General features: G+C 38.6%; 16 protein-coding genes and 1 pseudogene. 11 read left to right on the top strand and 6 right to left on the bottom strand.

All coding sequences use genetic code 11. The annotated features are described in order from the left end of the window. Window positions 1-17: 17 nt before the first annotated feature. The 5 genes and pseudogenes from MMG00_RS03630 (at window position 18) to MMG00_RS14340 (ending at window position 5822) form a co-directional block, all read left to right on the top strand. Window positions 18-1619 carry an amidohydrolase gene (locus MMG00_RS03630; RefSeq protein WP_242151532.1) on the top strand — a complete coding sequence of 534 codons (1602 nt, stop codon included), beginning with the start codon at window positions 18-20 and terminating at the stop codon, window positions 1617-1619. A gap of 184 nt (window positions 1620-1803) precedes the next feature. Continuing rightward, on the top strand, window positions 1804-2247 hold the full coding sequence (locus MMG00_RS03635; RefSeq protein WP_242151535.1) for a hypothetical protein: 444 nt from the start codon (window positions 1804-1806) through the stop codon (window positions 2245-2247). Window positions 2248-2446: 199 nt separating this feature from the next. Next, the gene (gene ade / locus MMG00_RS03640; protein ID WP_242151537.1) at window positions 2447-4183 is read left to right on the top strand and encodes an adenine deaminase; all 1737 of its coding nucleotides are present in this window, start codon (window positions 2447-2449) and stop codon (window positions 4181-4183) included. Between the two features lie 99 nt (window positions 4184-4282). Beyond that, window positions 4283-4828, top strand: coding sequence for a GNAT family N-acetyltransferase (locus tag MMG00_RS03645; protein ID WP_242151540.1), 546 nt, complete (start codon window positions 4283-4285; stop codon window positions 4826-4828). 191 nt (window positions 4829-5019) lie between these two features. Next, window positions 5020-5822 (top strand): annotated as a pseudogene (locus MMG00_RS14340) (integrase core domain-containing protein). Window positions 5823-5890: 68 nt separating this feature from the next. Here MMG00_RS14340 and MMG00_RS03660 read toward each other — a convergent pair. The 6 genes from MMG00_RS03660 to glmM all read right to left on the bottom strand — a co-directional run bounded on the left by MMG00_RS03660 (window position 5891) and on the right by glmM (window position 12476). Continuing rightward, on the bottom strand, window positions 5891-6388 hold the full coding sequence (locus MMG00_RS03660) for a hypothetical protein (protein ID WP_242151548.1): 498 nt from the start codon (window positions 6386-6388) through the stop codon (window positions 5891-5893). Between the two features lie 84 nt (window positions 6389-6472). Then, complete coding sequence (locus MMG00_RS03665; RefSeq protein ID WP_242151551.1) at window positions 6473-7060, bottom strand: DUF4166 domain-containing protein; 588 nt, start codon at window positions 7058-7060, stop codon at window positions 6473-6475. Window positions 7061-7198: 138 nt separating this feature from the next. Further along, entirely contained in the window at window positions 7199-8338 is a 1140-nt protein-coding gene (locus MMG00_RS03670) for a saccharopine dehydrogenase family protein (RefSeq protein WP_242151554.1), read from the bottom strand. Window positions 8339-8534: 196 nt separating this feature from the next. Continuing rightward, window positions 8535-9827 carry a phosphate regulon sensor histidine kinase PhoR gene (gene phoR, locus MMG00_RS03675; protein ID WP_242151559.1) on the bottom strand — a complete coding sequence of 431 codons (1293 nt, stop codon included), beginning with the start codon at window positions 9825-9827 and terminating at the stop codon, window positions 8535-8537. Window positions 9828-10025: 198 nt separating this feature from the next. Further along, entirely contained in the window at window positions 10026-10718 is a 693-nt protein-coding gene (locus MMG00_RS03680; RefSeq protein WP_242151562.1) for a response regulator, read from the bottom strand. 432 nt (window positions 10719-11150) lie between these two features. After that, the gene (gene glmM, locus MMG00_RS03685; protein WP_242153280.1) at window positions 11151-12476 is read right to left on the bottom strand and encodes a phosphoglucosamine mutase; all 1326 of its coding nucleotides are present in this window, start codon (window positions 12474-12476) and stop codon (window positions 11151-11153) included. Window positions 12477-12732: 256 nt separating this feature from the next. Between glmM and MMG00_RS03690 the strand changes: the two genes are divergently transcribed. The 6 genes from MMG00_RS03690 (at window position 12733) to asd (ending at window position 19844) form a co-directional block, all read left to right on the top strand. Beyond that, window positions 12733-13488 (top strand): IS5 family transposase, encoded by a 756-nt coding sequence (locus MMG00_RS03690; RefSeq protein ID WP_242151565.1) that lies wholly within the window; start codon window positions 12733-12735, stop codon window positions 13486-13488. 350 nt (window positions 13489-13838) lie between these two features. Continuing rightward, window positions 13839-14801, top strand: a complete 963-nt coding sequence (locus MMG00_RS03695) for an NAD-dependent epimerase/dehydratase family protein (protein ID WP_242151568.1) — start codon at window positions 13839-13841, stop codon at window positions 14799-14801. Window positions 14802-14979: 178 nt separating this feature from the next. Continuing rightward, entirely contained in the window at window positions 14980-15435 is a 456-nt protein-coding gene (gene dut / locus MMG00_RS03700) for a dUTP diphosphatase (protein WP_242153283.1), read from the top strand. A 407-nt stretch (window positions 15436-15842) separates the two neighbouring features. Further along, a complete protein-coding gene (locus MMG00_RS03705; RefSeq protein WP_242151571.1) occupies window positions 15843-17045 on the top strand; it encodes an MFS transporter in 1203 nt (400 codons plus the stop codon). Window positions 17046-17254: 209 nt separating this feature from the next. Then, window positions 17255-18325 carry a 3-isopropylmalate dehydrogenase gene (gene leuB / locus MMG00_RS03710; protein ID WP_242151574.1) on the top strand — a complete coding sequence of 357 codons (1071 nt, stop codon included), beginning with the start codon at window positions 17255-17257 and terminating at the stop codon, window positions 18323-18325. 394 nt (window positions 18326-18719) lie between these two features. Next, a complete protein-coding gene (asd, locus tag MMG00_RS03715) occupies window positions 18720-19844 on the top strand; it encodes an aspartate-semialdehyde dehydrogenase (protein ID WP_242151577.1) in 1125 nt (374 codons plus the stop codon). Window positions 19845-19866 lie beyond the last annotated feature (22 nt).

Here is a 19866-nt window from a genome sequence, read left to right on the forward strand (position 1 = left end):
CACAAAGAAGGGAAAAAATGGTAGTTGCAGATATCGTAATTAAAAATGGCGCTGTATTTACAGGCAAGCAAGATCAACCTGAGAATGTTGCTATCGCTATTAAGGACGACAAAGTCATTGCTGTGGGGTTAGCCACTGATATTGACAAGCACCTTGGTGAGGAGACGCTTATCCTTGATGCTAAAGGTCACACCGTAATGGCAGGATTTCATGATGCCCATATGCATCTAATTCATGGCGTTTTATTTGATGATTACTCCGTGGCATTAAGTGATGCAAAATCATTAGGAGAAGTGCAAGAGATTCTTACAAAAAATAAAGATCTCTACTTAACGGGGGATTGGCTCATTGGTATGGGCTGGGATCATTTAGCGTGGGGGCATACAGATTATCCAACGGCAAAAGATCTTGATGCTGTGATTTCAGATCGTCCGGCGATCTTAATTCATGCAGAAGGGCATTATGCGTGGGTCAATAGCTTGGCATTAGAGATTGCCGGTATTGATCGAGATACAATCGCACCAGATTACGGCATTATCGTGAAAGATGATGCCGGCAACCCAACAGGTATTTTGATTGAATCAGCAATTTCTCTTGTTGGAAAATATGCTTATCAATTCTCTGATGCAACTAAAAAAGAGATGGTCTTAAAGTTCCAAGATCATGCTTTAAGTTTAGGCGTAACATCTGTGAATGAATTCTTTATGAGCCGAGCGCATGAAACGCTCTATGCCTATGAGACTTATAAAGCCTTAGATGATGCGGATGAGTTAAAGATGCGAATCCATGTTTGGCCTCCACTAAATGGGGATTTAACGCCGGCAATTGAGATGAGGGAGCGTTTTCAATCACCTTATCTTAAAGTTGGTGGCGTGAAGCAGTTTATTGATGGCGTCATTACTGGGCATACAGCGCTCATGGTCGATGAGTATAAAGATGCGCCTGGTAATTTTGGTGAAACAGGCTATAGCTACGAGCAGCTAGAAGAGTGGGTGATTGATGCTGATGCTGAAGAGTTCCAGATTCGTTTTCACTCTATTGGTGATGGCGCTGTGCGAATGGGCTTAGATCTTTTTGAAGCAGCGCAAAAGAAAAATGGAGTGCGAGATTCTCGTCACTCATTAGAGCATTTAGAGGTGATTGATCCCTTAGATTTACCACGTCTTAAAAAGCTTGGAGTACAAGCATCTGTGCAACCTGCGCATATTGCTTTGATGCCAAAAGAATCCCATATTGATCGTGTGATTGATAGCAAGCATGATTATATCTATAACAGTAAAACCTTCATTGATGAGGGGATTCTTGTACCTTACGCTAGTGATTATCCGATTATTGAGCTCAATCCTTTCCTTGGCGTTTATCATGCCGTCACAAGAGATGATTATGAGGGAAATCCATGGAATCCTAAAGAGAGAGTCCCACTTGCAACAGCTTTAAAAGCTTACACTTTGGTTGCTGCCAAAAGTACCTTTAGAGAGCAAGAGCTCGGCTCTATTGAGATTGGCAAATACGCCGATATCATTATTTTAGATCGAGATATTTTCAGTACACCTATTCAAGATCTTAAAGTTACTAAAGTTGAGACAGTTATAACTGCCGGTAAGATTCGCGATATTTAAATTTTTTTGTATTGTTGTTGAAGTTGTTATTTAGAGTTTATCGATAATGATAAACTCTTTTTTTATCCCTATTAATATCCTTTTATTGATTGATTATTTGATTGGAAACATTAGATATTTTATTAAATCAGTTATGATCTTTGAATCTTATGATTGATTTTATTAAAAAGGTATTGATATTAAAATGAAGAAAATAGTACAAGCAGTGGCAATTACAGGTGCAATGATGATGGGCACATTTGCGCAAGCAAACGCAATTGAGGATTTTTCAGGTTGTTTAGTAGAAAAAACAACAGGTGCTGATCATTTAGCATTAATTAAATGGATGTATGTCGGAATGTCTGGGCATCCGTCTTTAAGCGCTATGAATAATGTGACAGATAGTGAGAAAAAAGAGGCTAATCAAACAATGGGGATTCTTTTTGATCGACTTCTTGGCAAAGATTGTGCTGCAGAATTTAAAGTGGTGTTTCAACAACATGGGCAAGTAGGGATTCAAAGTGCATTCTCTGTTTTAGGAGAAGTTGCAATGGCTGAGATGATGCAAAATGCCGATGTTATGAATGATTTAATGCTATTTACCAACTATATTGATGTAGATGCATTTGAGAAAATGCTACAAGAGTAATTATGGTGATTTCATCATCATAGGGCTTTTAAAGGGCTACAAGAGATCCTCAGATAAATTTCTGAGGATTTTTTTATATTAATGCTAATGCAATCGCCTCTTTGGGTATTTTGATCAATTTATTCAAATTGACTTGGGGGTAGCCACAGTGCAAAATCAGGCATTACGATAACAAAATAGCACAAAGCAGGAGCGGAAAATGCTAGAGCGAAAAGAATTGGATCAATTGATTGATATGGCAGCAGGGCGACTCGCTGTGGACCTCTTAATCACTAATTGTAAAGTGGTCGATGTCTATAATCAGCGCTTATTAGATGGACCTGTTGCAGTCGGTAATGGTCGAGTGGTTGGCGTTGGTCACGCTTATGACGCAAAAGAGATATTAGATGCTAAAGGCGGCATCGTGATGCCAGGATTAATTGATGGACATGTCCATATTGAATCTTCATCTTTAACGCCAGCACAATTTGCGCGAACGATTCTACCTTTTGGAACCACAACTATTATTGCCGATCCTCATGAGATTGGGAATGTTTGCGGCGTGAAAGGCATTCAATATATGCTCGATGCGAGCCGAGATCTCCCGCTTCATGTTAAAATTCAATTACCCTCTTGTGTGCCGGCAACGCCGTTTGAATCTGCTGGCGCTGTCTTAGAAGCATCGGACCTTGAGCCTCTTTTTCAAGATGAAGGCGTTTTAGGACTTGGCGAAGTGATGGATTACCCAAGTGTGATTCATCATTCAGATAGCATGATGGATAAGCTTATGATGGCAAAGCGTCATCATCGAGTGATTGATGGGCATAGTCCCGGCGTTAAAGGTTTAGATCTCACGGCGTATGTAGCATCAGGGGTGATGACTGATCATGAATGTAGTAATACAGAAGGGATGTTAGATCGCTTAACGATGGGGCAATATATATTACTCCGTGAAGGTTCTACTTGTAAGGATCTTTTAAACTTATTGCCGGCAATCACGCCGCAAAATGCGCGTCGTTGCGTCTTCTGTACGGATGACCGTGAACCTGATGATATCTTAACAACAGGGCATATTAATAAGAGTTTACGATTAGCTGTGGAATATGGTTTAGATCCACTTCTTGCTGTCACAATGGGAACCTTAAATAGCGCAGAATGCTTCCGTCTTTATGACAAAGGTGCTATTGCACCTGGGAAAGATGCGGATCTTTTAATCGTGAAAGATCTCCAAGACTTCGAACCTATGCATGTTTTCTCAATGGGCGTTGAAGTGGCTCGTGATGGCAAAATGCTCATGGAGTTGCCGGAGTACCATTGTGAAGATGTTCTAAATACCATTAATATTGCGCCGATTACGGTTGAGAACTTTGCATTAAAACTCAGTAGTGAAAAAGCGCGCGCAATTGGGGTGATTCCTAAAAGTGTTGTAACAAAAAATCTAGAAGTTGCCGTTAAACTTGATGAGAATAATCTCTTTCATGCCGGCAATAATGGTTCACTCAATAAACTCGCAGTGATTGAACGTCACCATGCTTCTGGCAAGATCGGTTTGGGTATTTTAGAAGGCTACGGCATTCAAAATGGGGCAATTGCCGTTTCGGTGGCACATGATTCCCATAATATCGTGGTTGTCGGTGATAATGATGCCGATATGTTAGCGGCGGTAAAAAATATTGAAAGCATCGGTGGTGGTTTTTCACTCGTTCAAAATGGGGAAGTCCTCGCACATTTATCTCTACCGATTGGCGGCTTAATGACGAATCAAACGGCAGAGGAAGTTGCCGAGATTATCGAGCATCTCATTATTACGGCACGAGAAAAATTCAATCTTTCTCATGAATTCCATCCGCTAATGACATTAGTCTTTATGACATTGCCGGTAATTCCAGAGTTAAAACTTACCTCAAACGGGCTATTTGATGTGAAGCAGTTTAAGCTTGTGGATGTATCGATTTAAATACCTTGTCAATAAGGTATTGCTGTGTAATTACTTGATAAATTGAGTAGATTAGAATCTTGCTGGCAGATTAATTTGGACAAATAAGGATGTGATAACATGATTCATCATCAAACGATTCCTGTATTGGAAACAGATCGATTAATTTTATCAGGGCATCAATGTAACGATTTTTCTGCTTTAGCAGATTTATGGGCGAAAGAGTCTGTGGTGCAATATATCGGTGGAACGATTTCGACAGAGCGTGAATCATGGATGAGAATGCTCTCTTATGCAGGGTTATGGCGAATTTTAGGTTTTGGCTATTGGGCAATTCGAGAAAAAGAATCAGGAAAATACATTGGAGATCTTGGCTTTGCTGATTTTCATCGTACAATTGATATCCCAATAAAAGGCGTTCCAGAAGCAGGTTGGGTGATTGCCCCTGAATATCAAGGAAAAGGGTATGTCACTGAAGCAATGCAATCCGCTTTAACATGGTTAACTTTACAAAATAGGTTTGAGAAAAGCATTTGTTTTATAGACTCTGATAATATTGCATCACTACGCGTTGCAGATAAATTAGGCTATCTTTTTGAACAAAAAGTATTATTGAATGGTGAAGAAAACTTACTATATTGTAAGAAATTAATCCCGAATGATTAAATCTTTTGAAAGAGAACTGTAAAAGCTCTCTTTAGTGTTTTGTGATAACTATTTTATTTGAAATTAATAATATGATAGGAGTTTTGAATTATAATTAGCTATTTTTCATTTCTTCATTACTAGAAATTATTTTAAATAATAAATTGTAGGATTTTATCGCGTTGTTTACAGTATTAGGAGAAAATACTGTTATGAATATCCATCGAAAAACAAAATTAACGCCGTTTCATCGAGAAGAGATTTGGCGATTACATCATCAAGAAAAATTTACCGTAACCTATCTAGCTGAGCGTTTTATGGTAAGCAGACCTACGATCTATAAAGTACTAAAACAAGGTAGATTGAACTTGTTTGTGCCATTAGCTAGTAAAAATGAACGTTATAGAACAATTAAGTATGGCATTAAACGTCTTGCAAAGATTGAAAAATCTATTGAAGAGAAACTTAAAAAAAGGGCTAAACGTTATAACAAAAACTATCCTGCGAGATGGTCCATGTGGATACTAAACGGCTCCCTCTTTTAAAAGGGGATCTTAAAAATCGCACTAGAGAGTATTTATTTGTAGGAATTGATGATTTTTCAAGAGAACTTTATGCCGGTATTTATCCTGATAAATCACAGTTTAGTGCTGCTGAATTTCTTCGATGGGATCTGTTAGAACAGTGTCCCTATACTGTAGAATGCACCTATTCGGATAATGGTCGTGAGTATAAGGGTACATCAGAACATGCCTTTGTCGAAATGTGTCTAACACATAAGATTAATCAAAAGTTTACAAAGCCAGCTTGCCCTCAAACGAATGGAAAAGCAGAAAGAGTCATTCGAACACTCATGGAAATGTGGCATAATCAGGAGGAGTTTATCAGTTCAGATGATCGGAAAAAGAAGCTAAAACGATTTTTGAACTATTACAACACAGTAAAACCTCATAAGGGTATTAATGGTTTAACGCCTTATGAAGTTTTAGAAAATTATTTTAACACTGAAGTGTAAACAACCCGCCGATTTCTAACAAATAAATTAACCAAGATTTCAGATGCCTCGTATGCGATTAAAAGAGCTTACTTTTTAGCTTCATCAATCATCGTAGTGACATCAAATGTGGTGATTTCCTCGATTAACTCATAGAACATCTCTTCGCCAACATCTTCGTAAGCTTCGTCGATGAAAGGGTAGCCGATGGTTTGCTCTTCTTTGAGGTATTCGCCCATGTTGCCTTGGACTTCGTATTCAACGGAGATCCATTGGCGAAGTAGTTTTCCTTCGTGATGATACTCAAACCATAACGCTTCAGCCGTATCATTGATCGCAAACATATAGATAGGTTTTTCTTTAGAGAGGCTTTTAAGTTTCTTTTGGAAATTGGCTTTAAAGCAGTGCTCAATATTGAGAAAGACAAAATCCCAGTTGTTGTAATCCGTGACAACAGCTTTGTTATCGTAAATCAGCGGTGAGATATCATAATCCGTCTCAATGATCTCAGGGACATTGCGCTCACCTGCAAAAAACTCATCGACTAATTCTGGGAAATTGTGAGAGAAGAGAATAACAACATTCATAACGATCCTACTATTGAACAATAACGCTGATAATAGGTCTATTGTAATGGAATTAAAAAATTAATATCATTTCAAATTGCTTTCTTAATGCTCACCCGCTGTTTTTGTCTTTTTTGCTAAAGTTAGTTGCCCTTCATAATCCACTAATACGCCAAGAATTGGCAAGCGAACATAAGCTTTAAATTGATAGATACCATTAGTAGAGACAGATTCTCGGCCGATAAATACAGGTGATAAAAAGCGAGGAATTTTACAGCCCAAAAACGTTACGTATTGAAAATCCCAATGAATTGCCATGGTTGAATCACTTTCTGGATAAGCACGAACGGTTGGTTGAAAGTAGAAACGAATAGGGCCAACTTTTTCATAAAGCAGGTTTTGAGCCTTCGAGAAACCCATAATAGAGGTGAATTTAGAAGCACCAAATTGCCGCTGCCAAATCTCTTGCCCATTGTGATGATCAACCGAAATAGTGGTTGGGACATGATTAGAGATTTTAGGCAGTCCTGAGAGCTTTCTTAAAAGCTTAAGAAGGATGTTTTGACCTCCTTTAACCACTGCATATCCTTGCCATTTTTGGTCAGAATTTTCATGAAAGAATTGAATTGCTTTTGGTAACAAGGCATAGGATTCTTCCCCTAAAAAGTGGCGAAATAGTTGTGGTTTTGCCATATTCTCTCCTTGAGTGAGGATGAGGATGCCTTTAAGTATCTAGCCTCGTGCCTAGCATCGTCTAAGTTAATTTGATTTAGACGATGCTCTGTTTAATTTTAAAATAGTATTTCTTTCAATTGAATCGACTATAAGAAATCAGGAGATAATATCGGTGAAGGTCTTGATATTAAGCCTTTTTAATTCTGCTAAATACTCTTCAAGCGTAATAAGGTTAGTACTAGAAAAAGCGCCCCGATCTTGTAGCTGATTGTTTGCTAATTTTCTTGCAAGGATAATGGATGCAAAGCAGGGGATATTGGGGCCTTCATTGTCATAACCGATGATTTCCCAGTTGATTTTTAGTGGTTTTTCAAGATGATCCTTGCCAATGAGCCGAACTTGCATTACGCTTAAACCATCTCCGAATCTTTCAAATTTTTGCGCTAATTTGTAAAAGGCGCCGGCATATTTTACAGGATGAGGAAAGAGCTTGAAGCGCCGGAGGAATGCCACAAAACTTGCGCTAAATTGCACGAGGCTAATTCCCACACCCGCTTTAAAGGAGAGGTTTTTAAGAGAAGGGTAGTTGTGAGGAAAAATCTCTAAATCTGGCACATTACAATTGCTCACCCATCTTTTTTTAGGAAGATGATAAAACTTGCGATGTTCTAGATCCTGTAAGCCATAAACAGGTGTTTGCTGCTTATTTTTGAGCATTGTAAAAGTTTCACCAGCGTAACTTAGTACCGCAGAAAGGGTTGAAATGCCGGGGACTTTTTCCGAGGCAGATAGGCAAATTTCAATCGATTCAAGAGCTGAAAATCGGGAAAGGTGGTGATTGATTACCGCGCTACTTAATCCCGGAACAGTACTAGCACCAGCGCAGATAAAGCATTGCTGGGCTTTTGCTTCATTATCTAAGCTTGAAATGCCGGCAACAAATTCTCTAGAATCAGCAAGGTCAATATAGTGAGTATTTGCTTGAAGTGCTGATTGCGCAATATGGTAGGATTGCCCTTGAAAAGGGCCAACGGTTGAGATCACAAGATTAACACCGTGTTGAAGGAAAATTGCCGCAAGATCATCTTTTGCAACATCCACTTCACAATAATTACAGTCTAATGTCTCTGCGAGAATCTTTGCTTTTTGGCCATTTCTGCCGGCAATAATCAGTTTAATATTTTGATTGAGGGGATCTGTTTTCGGGCTTAGCGCACTTGAGATGAGTTCGCCAAAATTCCCATAACCACCGAGCACCATGATTGTAAATGGGGAGGAAGCCTTGAGATTTGCCATTTTGCATCCCTTAGAAATATGAAAGATAGCATGAGTTTTCTTATTTAGCGTAACAAACTTTATGTGAGAAAGCATCTCTTCTAAAGGCTATCTATCTTATTTTGCGTGTAAATTTATTAGATTAGAAAATTCCCCCTTACAAAAAGTAAGAAGCGTAGTCATATTGATAAGAATGCTTGAAGGCTTTAATATTTTTTTAAAGTAATTTTTTCAAAGTAAAGGAGAAAGTTGTCCCTTCACCGACTTTACTATTAATCATCAATTTACTGTCATGATTATTGAGTGCATGTTTGACAATGGCAAGCCCCAGCCCACTTCCTCCTGATTGATCTCGGTTACGGGAGGAATCGACACGATAAAAGCGTTCGGTGAGTTTATTTAAATGAATTGCCGGAATTCCTTTGCCTTTATCGCTGACGGAGAAAAGAATCTCATTGCCCCTATTTTTTAATGAAAGATGCACCGGCGTATCATCAGGATTATGCTCAATGGCATTATAAAAGAGATTGTTAAAAACCTGTTTTAGTTGCTCGCTATTCCCATTAATATGGATATTTGGATCAATTTCTGCGGTGATTATGGTCTCTTTACCCGGATGATGATTGTGGTAATCATCAATAAGCGTTATAGCAATCTCTGAGAGATTAATGAGCGTAAATTTATCAGCTTTAGGCGCCGTTTCTAAGCGGGTTAATGCCATCAGTTGAATGACTAGAGAATGGAGCCTTTCGATCTGTTCATCCATGCGCGATAGTGCTTTGCCGGTAAAGCTTGATTTTTCTTCATCTGAGAGATTGCCATCAAGCATCTCAACGTAGCCTTTTAAAACAGTAAGCGGCACTCGTAACTCATGATTGACGTTAGCAAAGAACATTTGTCGTGTGCGCTCTGCGATCTCTCTATCTGTGACATCTCGTGCAATAATAAGAAGATTGTTTTCGATATAAGGATAATAGAAGCGGCATTCTAGTTCTCGATGATCATGTTTTAATAAAAAAGGTTGCGAAAAATCCCCTTTTTTAAAATACTCAACAATCTCAGGAGTACGAATAAGGTTAAAGATTGATTGTTTCTCATCTTGTGGCCAGCGTAATTTAAGCATCTGTTCTGCTTGTGGATTACACCAATTGAGACGGCCTTCCTTATCGCAGAGAATTGTGGCATCAGGCATTGCCTCCGCACCTTTACGAAAATAACGGATAAAATCAAGAAGACGATTTCGCTCTTTACGATTTTCAAGACGCATGCGATGTAGTCCATGAAAGATTGGTAGCCATGTAGCTTTTCCTTCTGGAGGAAAGAGATTATGATCTACCCAAATCCAGTGAGAGAGACGATAAATTTGCCAATAGTGCCAGAGTAGTAAGAGTAATACTGCAATAAAGAGCCAGAGAAAAATATGCCCAAAGAAAAAGGAGAGAAAAATTGCCGGGACAAATGCTAAGAGTAACTCTATCAAAAAGTGCTTAATAGACAAATGACCCAACATAATTGAATACTCCTCATTTTATACTAAGCCAGTAGTAGGCAAGCTTTCTGCTTATGATAAACGTTTTGTGTTCTTTCGTCATTGCTTAAAGAGGGCAATGAAATGGTTATATATAGTTAAAGATGTAATAGTGAAGCGCATCGCACTCTATTACGCAGTGGTTAAAAATGTGTGACTATCTTGTGTTTTATGAATATCTTATTGTGGTGAAAAACGGTAACCTTCACCTCGCACAGTTTGTAAAAGACGTTGATGACCGGTGGGTTCTAAGATTTTACGTAATCTTCCGATAGTGACATCTACCGTTCTCTCATCCACGTAGCTATCCATCCCCCAAACATGATCAAGGAGCTTTCCTCGGCTATAAACTCGATCTACATGCGTCATAAAAAAGGCGAGCAAGCGAAACTCAATAGCGCTGACATTGATGAGCTCCCCATTAATGGTGATGCGCTGAGCGTCTAAATCTAATTCAATGCCAGCAATTTCGATAATCTCTTTATCTTCTTCCACATACTCTTCAATTCGGCGAAGTAGGGAATTAATACGAGAGAGAAGCTCTTTCATAGCAAAAGGCTTGGGTAAATAATCATCAGCACCAGAGTCTAATCCTTCAAGACGATCATCTAATTCGGCTCGAGCACTTAACATGATAATCGGAATATGGCGGTTTTTCCGGCTAGATTTAAGTTCTTTTAATAGATCAAGCCCCGACTTTTTAGGGAGCATCCAATCGAGTAAAATCAGATCGATTTTTGCTTGTGATGCTAAAACTTCTTTTGCCTCTAAACCATCGAAAGCTTGAACAACGTCAAATCCTTCGCTTGATAAAAAATGTTCGATCATTTCAGAGATAGGTGTTTCGTCTTCAACGATGAGGATTTTTTTCATAGTAATAACTCTACTTATAATAGTGAGAAATGTGGTTAATATAGACGTTAGTTTAGGAGGTAATTATGACAAGGGTGTAACAAAGCATAAAGCTGTCTATTTTTTTGTCATCTTATTGTCATAAGGCAGATTATCGTGAGAACGAAATATTGTCACGATTTTGTCATATTATAATTTTTTAAATATTTCTTATGATATTGATTTCTTGTGGGATTTTATTTAATTTTTAGATACAGTTTATAACTCATGTACCGGTAATTTGATTCTGTGACTTTTAAACCGATTTTATTATAAAATCATCTAAGAGGAATTATTAGGCTGATGGGGCGACTAAAATCCTCAATAAAAAAGGGATTCACTTTCGAATCCCTTTTAGCATGTCATTTGATTGTTTTTTTAAGTGCCTTAAATTAGCTTAAAGGCTTTAATGTTTTAAGCTTGATCTGCAGATGCACGAATAATATCCGCAAGGGCAATAGTATGTTTTTCAGATAGTGCATGATCATGGCTCTCAACCATGACTCTGACAACAGGCTCCGTTCCTGAAGGGCGAATAAGAATACGGCCTTCACCATCAAGTGCTGTTTCAATCTCTTCCATTGCTGCTTTTAATTCTGGTGTATCCCATGTTGTCTCTTTAGTGATTCTAACGTTGTGCATGACTTGCACTGTTTTAGGAATTTCATCTAAGATCTGCCCAAATGAGCGTTTGAGCGCTGTCACTGTAAGTAAGCATTGAAGCGCTGCAATAATGCCATCTCCTGTAGAGTGCGCATCTAAACAGAGGATATGTCCTGAGTTCTCCCCCCCAATAGTGAGCGATTTTTCATTGAGAAGCTCTAATACGTAGCGGTCACCCACTTTAGAACGTAAAAGTTCAATCCCACGTTTTTTTAGCGCTAGCTCAAAACCAAGGTTACTCATAATAGTGCCGACAACGGCCTTTTCATTACGAGCGGTAGCAAGCAGATAGAGAATATCATCCCCATCAAAAGGCCGGCCATGTTCATCAATAATTAATAAACGATCCCCATCCCCATCAAATGCAATTCCACAATGGGCTTTTTCTTGCTTAACACGCTCAATAATTGCCTCTGGAGAAGTCGAGCCAACTTTGTCATTGATATTAAGACCTGTCGGCGCTGTGCCCACTTCAATGACTGTAGCACCGAGTTTCTTAAAGAGCTTAGGGGCAACTTCATAAGTCGCACCATGTGCGCAGTCGATAACAATTTTTTGACCGGTAAGTGAGAGACCTTCAGCACTTTGATAGCAAAAATCAACATACTCATCGCTCGCAGTGAGAAGGTGGCTAATAGTACCAAGCTCGCCGTTTTTAGGTAGCACTAATGGTTCATCAATCGCTTTTTCAATAGAGAGTTCCACCGCGTCATCCAATTTTTCCCCAAGATGATTAAAGAACTTAATACCATTATCGTAAAACGGATTGTGAGAGGCAGAGACAACAATGCCAGCAACCATCTGGTGCTTCATGGTTAAATGTGCAATGGCTGGTGTTGGTAAAACGCCTGCAAGGACGACATTTACCCCAGCATAAGTTAAACCAGCAGATAGTGCTGATTCAAGCATATCGCCAGATTGACGGGTATCTTTTCCAATAAGAACGGTTGCATTAGGGGTTGTCGCTAATACTTTACCGGCAGCAAACCCCAATTTTAATGCGAACTCAGGGGTTAAGGGAAAATCTCCTACTTTGCCGCGAATTCCATCTGTTCCAAAATACTTTCTCATCATTATGTCCTTTTAATTTTACCCGTATATCCTTAATAAGCATTCATCATTAATCGCAATGGATTACATCTATTGCGTGGTTTTATAACCCTAGTAAAGAGAGGGATATGATCTGTATAGGTTATCGATGCTATATGTTATACAGATTTTTAATAATAATAATTATTTATTTCTTGATTTTAGGGTCTGTTGAACATTTGGAATAAAAAATAGAGAGTTGTAAAATGTAATCGTCAAAAAAACATTACAAACTCTCTATTCTATGCCCCAAACGTTACTGAATGACCAGCTTTGGTTGAAGCTAAAGCCTATTCTCCTAGATTTAAATATTTATGACAAACCAAATTTAAGAAATATTTTTACAGGCATTTTATTTCGCCTTAAAACAGGCTGCCAATGGCGCTATCTTCCCGAATGCTTTGGAAAGCCTAATACGGTTTTTAAAGCTTTTAGGCGATGGTCCAAGCTTGATAAGTTTTCTAAAATATTCAAAATGTTAATTCAAGATCCTGATATGGAATGGCTATCCATCGATGCGACTCACATCAGAGCACACCAAAGTAGTGCTAGGTCTTCTAGCCTAGAATCTCAAGCTATTGCCAAAAGCGCTGGCGGTAATAGTACTAAAATCCATCTTATAGTGGATGCTCATGGTAACCCTCTCGACTTTATAATCAGCGATGGGGTAACTCATGATGTCAAAGTTGCCCCAGAGCTGATTGAAAAAGTTTATTTAAATGAAACAAAATTACTAAATGCCGATCGAGGATATATATCTGAAAAAGTAAGTGAATCCTTATCTCATCAAGGAGTTCACCCTAATATTCCTAATAAAAGAAACAGCTTATCTGGCAATACCCACATGGACTGGCATATTTATAAAGCTCGGCATGTTGTCGAGAATATGTTTGCAACTTTAAAGCATTTCAGAGGCATAGCAACACGATATGATAAGTTGAAAAATAGCTATATCAGTAATGTTGCTTTAGCCTGTGCTTATATTTGGTTGAAATTATGAATGTTCAACAGACTCTATTGTCAATGTGAAAAAAACAGACAATTCCCCTTCAATATAGAGGTGCGATGCATTATAACGAATGGTGCGTTAGGATATGTCATAAGCTTTTAATATTTATTAAATATTTCTATTTTTTAAAAGTGGGATTAATTTAGTCCTTAATGATAGGTAATGGGAAATCTGATTTTAAAATAAATAAAAGGATCTTAAATAGAATTTAGTCATGTTTATGGTTAGTAATTGTTTTAACTTTGATCCTACATCAACAGATTTGCGAAATTAGTCCTAACCCTGATTTTTATTTGTTATACTGACAAGATTAAAGTTAATTCAAATATTCAGGAGCAGAAATGAATAGGAAAAAAGTGAGTATCTTTGGCGGAACCGGCTTTATCGGCTCCCTTTTAACTGCTGCATTATCGCATCATGGCTATCGTATAACTGTATTTTCTCGTGATCGTAATGTGCAAAATAGTGCATCATGCTTACCAGGCGTTGAGTATGTGAATGAGTGTAAGCTAGAAGATGAAGCATTGATACGTGAACACTTACAAGGCTCTGAATTTGTCATTAACATGATTGGGACTTTAGATAACAAGCGTCGCCGTGCAACTAAAGCGCACGTTGCTTTCCCAAAACGTATTTTTGAAATTGCTGATGAACTTGGCGTTAAAAAGATGATTCACTTTAGTGCGCTTGGTGCAAAAGCAGGCTCTTCAAGTACTTTCCTTTCAACAAAAGGGGAGGGTGATAAAGAGCTTTTAGATTTAGCACAAAATCGTCAAATGAAATTAGCGATTGTAGCGCCATCATTAGTCGTAGGCTATGAAGATGCCTTTACTTATCACGTTGCTCGCTGGGTGAGAACAATGCCAATTTTATTGTTACCCATGGCAAAAGCAGAGATCCAACCTGTATTTGTAAATGATGTGGTGGATGCAACGGTTAAATTGCTTGAAACAGATCATGAGCAAACCGTATTTGAATTAGCGGGCACTGAGCGTTATACCCTAAAAGAGATTGCAAAGAAAATCGCCAGTGAAATTACCCCAAGAAAACGTACGATTATCGGCTTCCCAAATGGGCTTGCAAGTTTTATCGCTCTTTTCTGGGGATTCATGCCACGTTTCCCCTACAGCCGCAATCTGATTAAAGCTTCAAAAACCCCTTCAGTAACAGATCGTCAAGATTTTGAAGTGCTCGGTATTACCCCTGCAAGCTATGAATCAGTGCGTCAATATGAGATGCCGACAACCGTATTAGATAAATATTACTACGATCGTTTAAACGCACGTCGCCCAGTAAAATCATAAGTAAGATAGATTAGATGAAAGGGCAAGAGAATCAGTTCTTGCACTCATCATCAAATAAGACAAAAGCTCATTGATTAATTGCTTTAAGAGTAAGCAAATTATCATCAATGAGCTTATTTATTGGTATAAAATACAGATATTCCAAGCCATCACAATTGAATAAAGGTTTATGATTGATATGTTAAATGTTGATTTTAAAGTACTAGATGCTCGTTTAGGAAATGAGTTTCCTCTTCCAAGTTACGCAACTGAAGGCTCAGCGGGTCTTGATCTTCGTGCAATGCTCTCTGAAGATATCGTGATTAAAGCAGGCGAAACTGCTTTTGTAAAAACAGGTATTGCCATCTATTTGAAAGATCCTCGTTATGCTGCAATGATTCTTCCACGTTCAGGCTTAGGCGTAAAGCACGGTATTGTTCTCGGTAATCTTGTGGGATTAATCGATGCCGACTATCAAGGTGAATTAATGGTCTCTCTTTGGAATCGTAGTCAAGAAGATTTCACCTTAAAAGTAGGTGAAAGAATGGCGCAGATGGTGATTGTTCCTGTAATGCAAGCAACTTTTAATCAAGTGGATGAGTTTGAAGCAAGTGAGCGCGGTGAAGGTGGCTTTGGTCACACCGGACGTGGTTAGTAAAAACAACTGTTCTTAGATTATTTTCTTGAGTTTGAATTTTAGAGCGCCTTTTGAAGAGTTTCAAAAGGCGTTTTATTTATCCGGCATTATTATAGTGAAATAGGTTCAAAATAGGCTGATTTAAATGCCGGCACATCGATTGTAAGAAGTACAAAAGCCATATTATTAGGCTTTTACAAGTTGGTTTGATGTTTGTGGCGTACTTTTGACTTTTAAATGAGGATCCTTTAAACCAAATTGTCTGTAACGATAATATTCTTAATGATGATCAGGAAAGTAAATAGAGTCAGTTTTGGCAAGATATGCCTTGATGGATTTAAAAGTCCCTTGAGTTGTTATAGAATTGAGCGATACGAGTAAGATTTGCCAAATAAAATAAAGATAATAAAAGTAAGGGAGGGGTGATGAGTCAAGAGGAAGAGCAGAACTCATATGCAGTGCCAATAGCCTGTTTTTGGTTGGTTTTTTTAGCCGCTTCATCACTGCGCGTAACCCTAACCTCGCTTGGACCTGTTATGAACGATATTGCCATTGGGCTTGAGTTATCAAGTGCTGTGGTGAGTTTTTTAGTGACGATTCCTATTATATGCATGGGGATTTTTGCATTAGCCGCAGCGCCTTTAAGTAATCGCTTTGGAATGGAGCGTATTATTACGATGAGCCTTTTGTTAATTGCTATCTCAACCATGACTCGAAGTTATTTTGAGAGCAGTTTTTTGCTCTTTTTCTCCTCTTTTTTAATGGGAATTGGCATTGCCATTGCAGGGCCATTGTTGTCAGGATACGTTAAACATTACTTTAAAAAACGAAGTAATGTTGGCATGATATTTTATACCTTTGGAATTAGTATCAGTGGAGTTTTAGGCTCTTTAAGTAGTTCAATCTTAAATCAATATTTAGGCTGGGATTGGACGGTGACATTAGAGTTTTGGGCGCTCCCGATTTTGGTGATTTCAGGGATCTGGGCGGCATTTTATCTCTTTAAAAAAGGAGAAAGCGCTGCGCTTAGTGCGCCAAAAGCCAAAATGCCATGGAATCAGCCAAGAGCGTGGATGTTAGTAGCGTGTTTTGGCTTGCAATCGGGGCTTTTTTATACCAATGTTGCCTGGCTTTTACCATTTTTAATTGAGAAGGGCGTTAGTTCATTTCATGCTAATGCGCTCTTAAATCTCTCTATTTTTAATGGGTTAATAGGCGGCTTTTTAGTGCCGGTTATTGTGATTAGAATGGGGCTTAAATTTACTAGTATCAGTGCGATCTCTATTGTTATTGTTGCAGCAACAGGACTTCTTTTTAGCGGTAATAATGTGGTCTTCCTTTATATTGTTGTGGCAATTTTAGGGTGCTTAGTAAGTTCTGGGCTTTTTGCGATCGCGATGTTATTGCCCTTTAGTGAGGTTGATGATGGGAATGCCGTTGCGAGTTGGACGGCGATGATGCTCTTTGGGGGCTATTGTTTTGCCGCATTTATTCCAACACTTTTAGGGCTTCTTTACGATTTAACGGGAACTTACGACACTATATTTGTCGGTTACCTTTTAAATGCTTGTGTGCTTTTAGCGGTTTTTCTCTTCTTTTTCCGTAAAAAGAAGTCTGAAAATTGCTAAATATTGCGCCCATAGTTGATTTTGTCCTAAAAAAAATGATGATTGGTAATAAATTAACCAATTGCAACTAGGATTTTACTATGCGATCTCGTATATTGATAGATGGGCTTATACTAATTGAAGTATGAGAAGAATAATCGAGTAGTGTTAAAAGCAGTTAAACCTTTAAACATTACTCATGAACTTGAGATCTGGAGAGTTCTTGTAAAATGAAAGTATTAATCTTAGCGGGTGATGGTATTGGTCCTGAAATTGTTGGACAAGCGGAGAAGGTTTTAGATTTTGTTGCTAAAAAACATGCGCTGAATATCTCAGTGGATCGTGCCTTAATTGGGGGTATTGCGGTTGATGAAACAGGTCATCCTTTTCCTGCTGAAACGCTAGAAAAAGCAAAAGCGGCAGATGCGATTCTTTTAGGTTCTGTGGGAGGGCCTAAATATGACCTATTGCCAAGAAATATTCGTCCAGAGCAAGGGTTACTCGCAATCCGTAAAGAGTTAAATCTTTTTGCAAACCTTCGCCCAGCACAGGTATTTAAAGAGCTTTCACATGCATCAAGCCTGAAAGATGAGCTCGTTGCCGGCCTTGATATTATGATTGTCCGGGAGTTAACAGGGGATATCTATTTTGGTCAGCCTCGTGGGATTGAAGAGCGTAATGGTGAGCGTGTTGGCTTTAATACCATGATCTATTCAGAATCAGAAATTCGCCGTATTGCTCATGTGGCTTTCCAAGCAGCGCAAAAGCGTAACAAGCGTCTTTGCTCTATTGATAAAATGAATGTTTTAGAAGCCACGCAATTATGGCGTGATGTGGTGACGGAAGTTGCAGCAGAATACCCAGACGTAGAATTAACACATCTTTTAGTCGATAACGCGGCAATGCAGTTAGTGCGTGCGCCAAAACAGTTTGACGTAATGTTAACGGGGAATATCTTTGGAGATATTCTCTCAGATGAAGCATCAATGTTAACAGGCTCAATCGGAATGTTACCATCAGCTTCACTGGATGAGAACAATAAAGGGCTTTATGAGCCAATTCATGGTTCAGCACCTGATATTGCCGGCAAAGATATTGCCAATCCTCTTGCCACTATTTTATCTGTGGGCATGATGTTCCGCTATAGCTTTAATCGTAATGATATTGCTGATGAAATTGAAAATGCGGTAAAGACTGTTTTAAGCCAAGGATTCCGCACCAAAGATATTGCAACAAAAGATGAGAAAGTTATTGGTTGTAAAGCGATGGGCGAAGCGGTATTAGCAGCGCTTAATGCATAAGTTAAAAAGATAGATTTGAATATTTGTATGTTAATAGATATTAATGTTTTGATTTAAAAGAATTATACCTAAGGATACTGCCTGTTTTACAGATCTCAAACAGGCAGTAAATGTTGTGTTAAGCCGTGATTGGGCTTAACCGTAACTTCGAGTAGTTACCCATTATTTTAAGTTACAAACATTCAAAACCGATATGATCACCCATGATATTGGTGTTGTTTTATAGCATAAGCTTTGATCAATAACATATTCAAAACTATTTAAATAGATAACTTAAAAATTCATGTATGTTTATGCATGAAAGCAGTGAAAGACCTATGAATATATAGGCAAGTGGTAGTAACGATAAATCATATATTACGAAATATTGTAAGAATATTTTAAAGGGTAGAGCATGAAAAAGTTGGGTTTAATCGGTTGGCGTGGAATGGTTGGTTCTGTTTTGATGGATCGAATGATTACGGAAAATGATTTTGCGGGAATTCACACCACCTTTTTCTCAACCTCAAATGCTGGCGGTGAAGCGCCAGTGGTTGCCGGCACTTATGAGCCAAAATTAAAAGATGCTTTTGATATTGATGCACTTCACGCACAAGATATTATTATCAGCTGCCAAGGAGGGGATTATACTTCTGCGGTTTTTGAAAAGCTTCGAGCAACAGGCTGGGACGGTTACTGGATTGATGCAGCATCTTCGCTTCGTATGAATGATGATGCGATGATTATTTTAGATCCTGTAAATCGCGATATTATTGATAAGAGCATTGATAAAGGCGTTAAAAACTTTATTGGTGGAAACTGTACAGTAAGCTTAATGCTTATGGCGCTAGGGTCTCTTTTTAAAGAGGGCTTGGTGGATTGGGCAACATCAATGACTTATCAGTCAGCATCAGGTGCAGGCGCACAAAATATGAAAGAGCTCTTAGAGCAGATGGGCGCGATTCATGGTTTAGTAAGTAAAGATCTCTATAATCCTGCGAAAAGTATTTTAGAGATTGATCAGATGATCACAGATTCATTTGCAACAGATCAATATCCAAAGGCTCGTTTTGGGGCACCACTTGCCGGAAGCTTAATTCCTTGGATTGACTCTGAGCTTGAAAATGGGCAAAGCCGTGAAGAGTGGAAAGCAATGGCGGAAAGTAATAAGCTGCTTCAGTTAGAAAAACAGGTGCCAATTGATGGTACCTGTGTTCGTGTTGGTGCTATGCGTTGTCACTCGCAAGGTTTAACCTTAAAACTTAATCGGGATGTGCCACTTGCAGATATTGAAGCGATGATTAAAGAGAGTAATCGCTGGGTTAAAGTGGTCCCAAATCATCGAGATATTACGATGCAAGAGCTCACGCCAGCAGCGACTTCAGGCACAATGACGGTTCCTGTCGGGCGTCTTCGTAAAATGAATATGGGTCCTGAATTCTTAAATGCCTTTACGGTTGGAGATCAGCTTTTATGGGGCGCAGCAGAGCCACTTCGCAGAATGCTTAATATTCTTTTAGAGCGTGAAGACTCATTGTAGGAAATCGCATTTAACAAGCATT

The organism is Ignatzschineria rhizosphaerae (assembly GCF_022655595.1).
GTDB lineage: Bacteria > Pseudomonadota > Gammaproteobacteria > Cardiobacteriales > Wohlfahrtiimonadaceae > Ignatzschineria > Ignatzschineria rhizosphaerae.

Bases quoted from the DNA above. Each gene is read 5' to 3' on its own strand.
- MMG00_RS03630 (WP_242151532.1), top strand. From the start codon at position 18: ATGGTAGTTGCAGATATCGTAATTAAAAATGGCGCTGTATTTACAGGC.
- MMG00_RS03635 (WP_242151535.1), top strand. From the start codon at position 1,804: ATGAAGAAAATAGTACAAGCAGTGGCAATTACAGGTGCAATGATGATG.
- ade (WP_242151537.1), top strand. From the start codon at position 2,447: ATGCTAGAGCGAAAAGAATTGGATCAATTGATTGATATGGCAGCAGGG.
- MMG00_RS03645 (WP_242151540.1), top strand. From the start codon at position 4,283: ATGATTCATCATCAAACGATTCCTGTATTGGAAACAGATCGATTAATT.
- MMG00_RS03660 (WP_242151548.1), bottom strand. From the start codon at position 6,388: ATGAATGTTGTTATTCTCTTCTCTCACAATTTCCCAGAATTAGTCGAT.
- MMG00_RS03665 (WP_242151551.1), bottom strand. From the start codon at position 7,060: ATGGCAAAACCACAACTATTTCGCCACTTTTTAGGGGAAGAATCCTAT.
- MMG00_RS03670 (WP_242151554.1), bottom strand. From the start codon at position 8,338: ATGGCAAATCTCAAGGCTTCCTCCCCATTTACAATCATGGTGCTCGGT.
- phoR (WP_242151559.1), bottom strand. From the start codon at position 9,827: ATGTTGGGTCATTTGTCTATTAAGCACTTTTTGATAGAGTTACTCTTA.
- MMG00_RS03680 (WP_242151562.1), bottom strand. From the start codon at position 10,718: ATGAAAAAAATCCTCATCGTTGAAGACGAAACACCTATCTCTGAAATG.
- MMG00_RS03690 (WP_242151565.1), top strand. From the start codon at position 12,733: ATGCCCCAAACGTTACTGAATGACCAGCTTTGGTTGAAGCTAAAGCCT.
- MMG00_RS03695 (WP_242151568.1), top strand. From the start codon at position 13,839: ATGAATAGGAAAAAAGTGAGTATCTTTGGCGGAACCGGCTTTATCGGC.
- dut (WP_242153283.1), top strand. From the start codon at position 14,980: ATGTTAAATGTTGATTTTAAAGTACTAGATGCTCGTTTAGGAAATGAG.
- MMG00_RS03705 (WP_242151571.1), top strand. From the start codon at position 15,843: ATGAGTCAAGAGGAAGAGCAGAACTCATATGCAGTGCCAATAGCCTGT.
- leuB (WP_242151574.1), top strand. From the start codon at position 17,255: ATGAAAGTATTAATCTTAGCGGGTGATGGTATTGGTCCTGAAATTGTT.
- asd (WP_242151577.1), top strand. From the start codon at position 18,720: ATGAAAAAGTTGGGTTTAATCGGTTGGCGTGGAATGGTTGGTTCTGTT.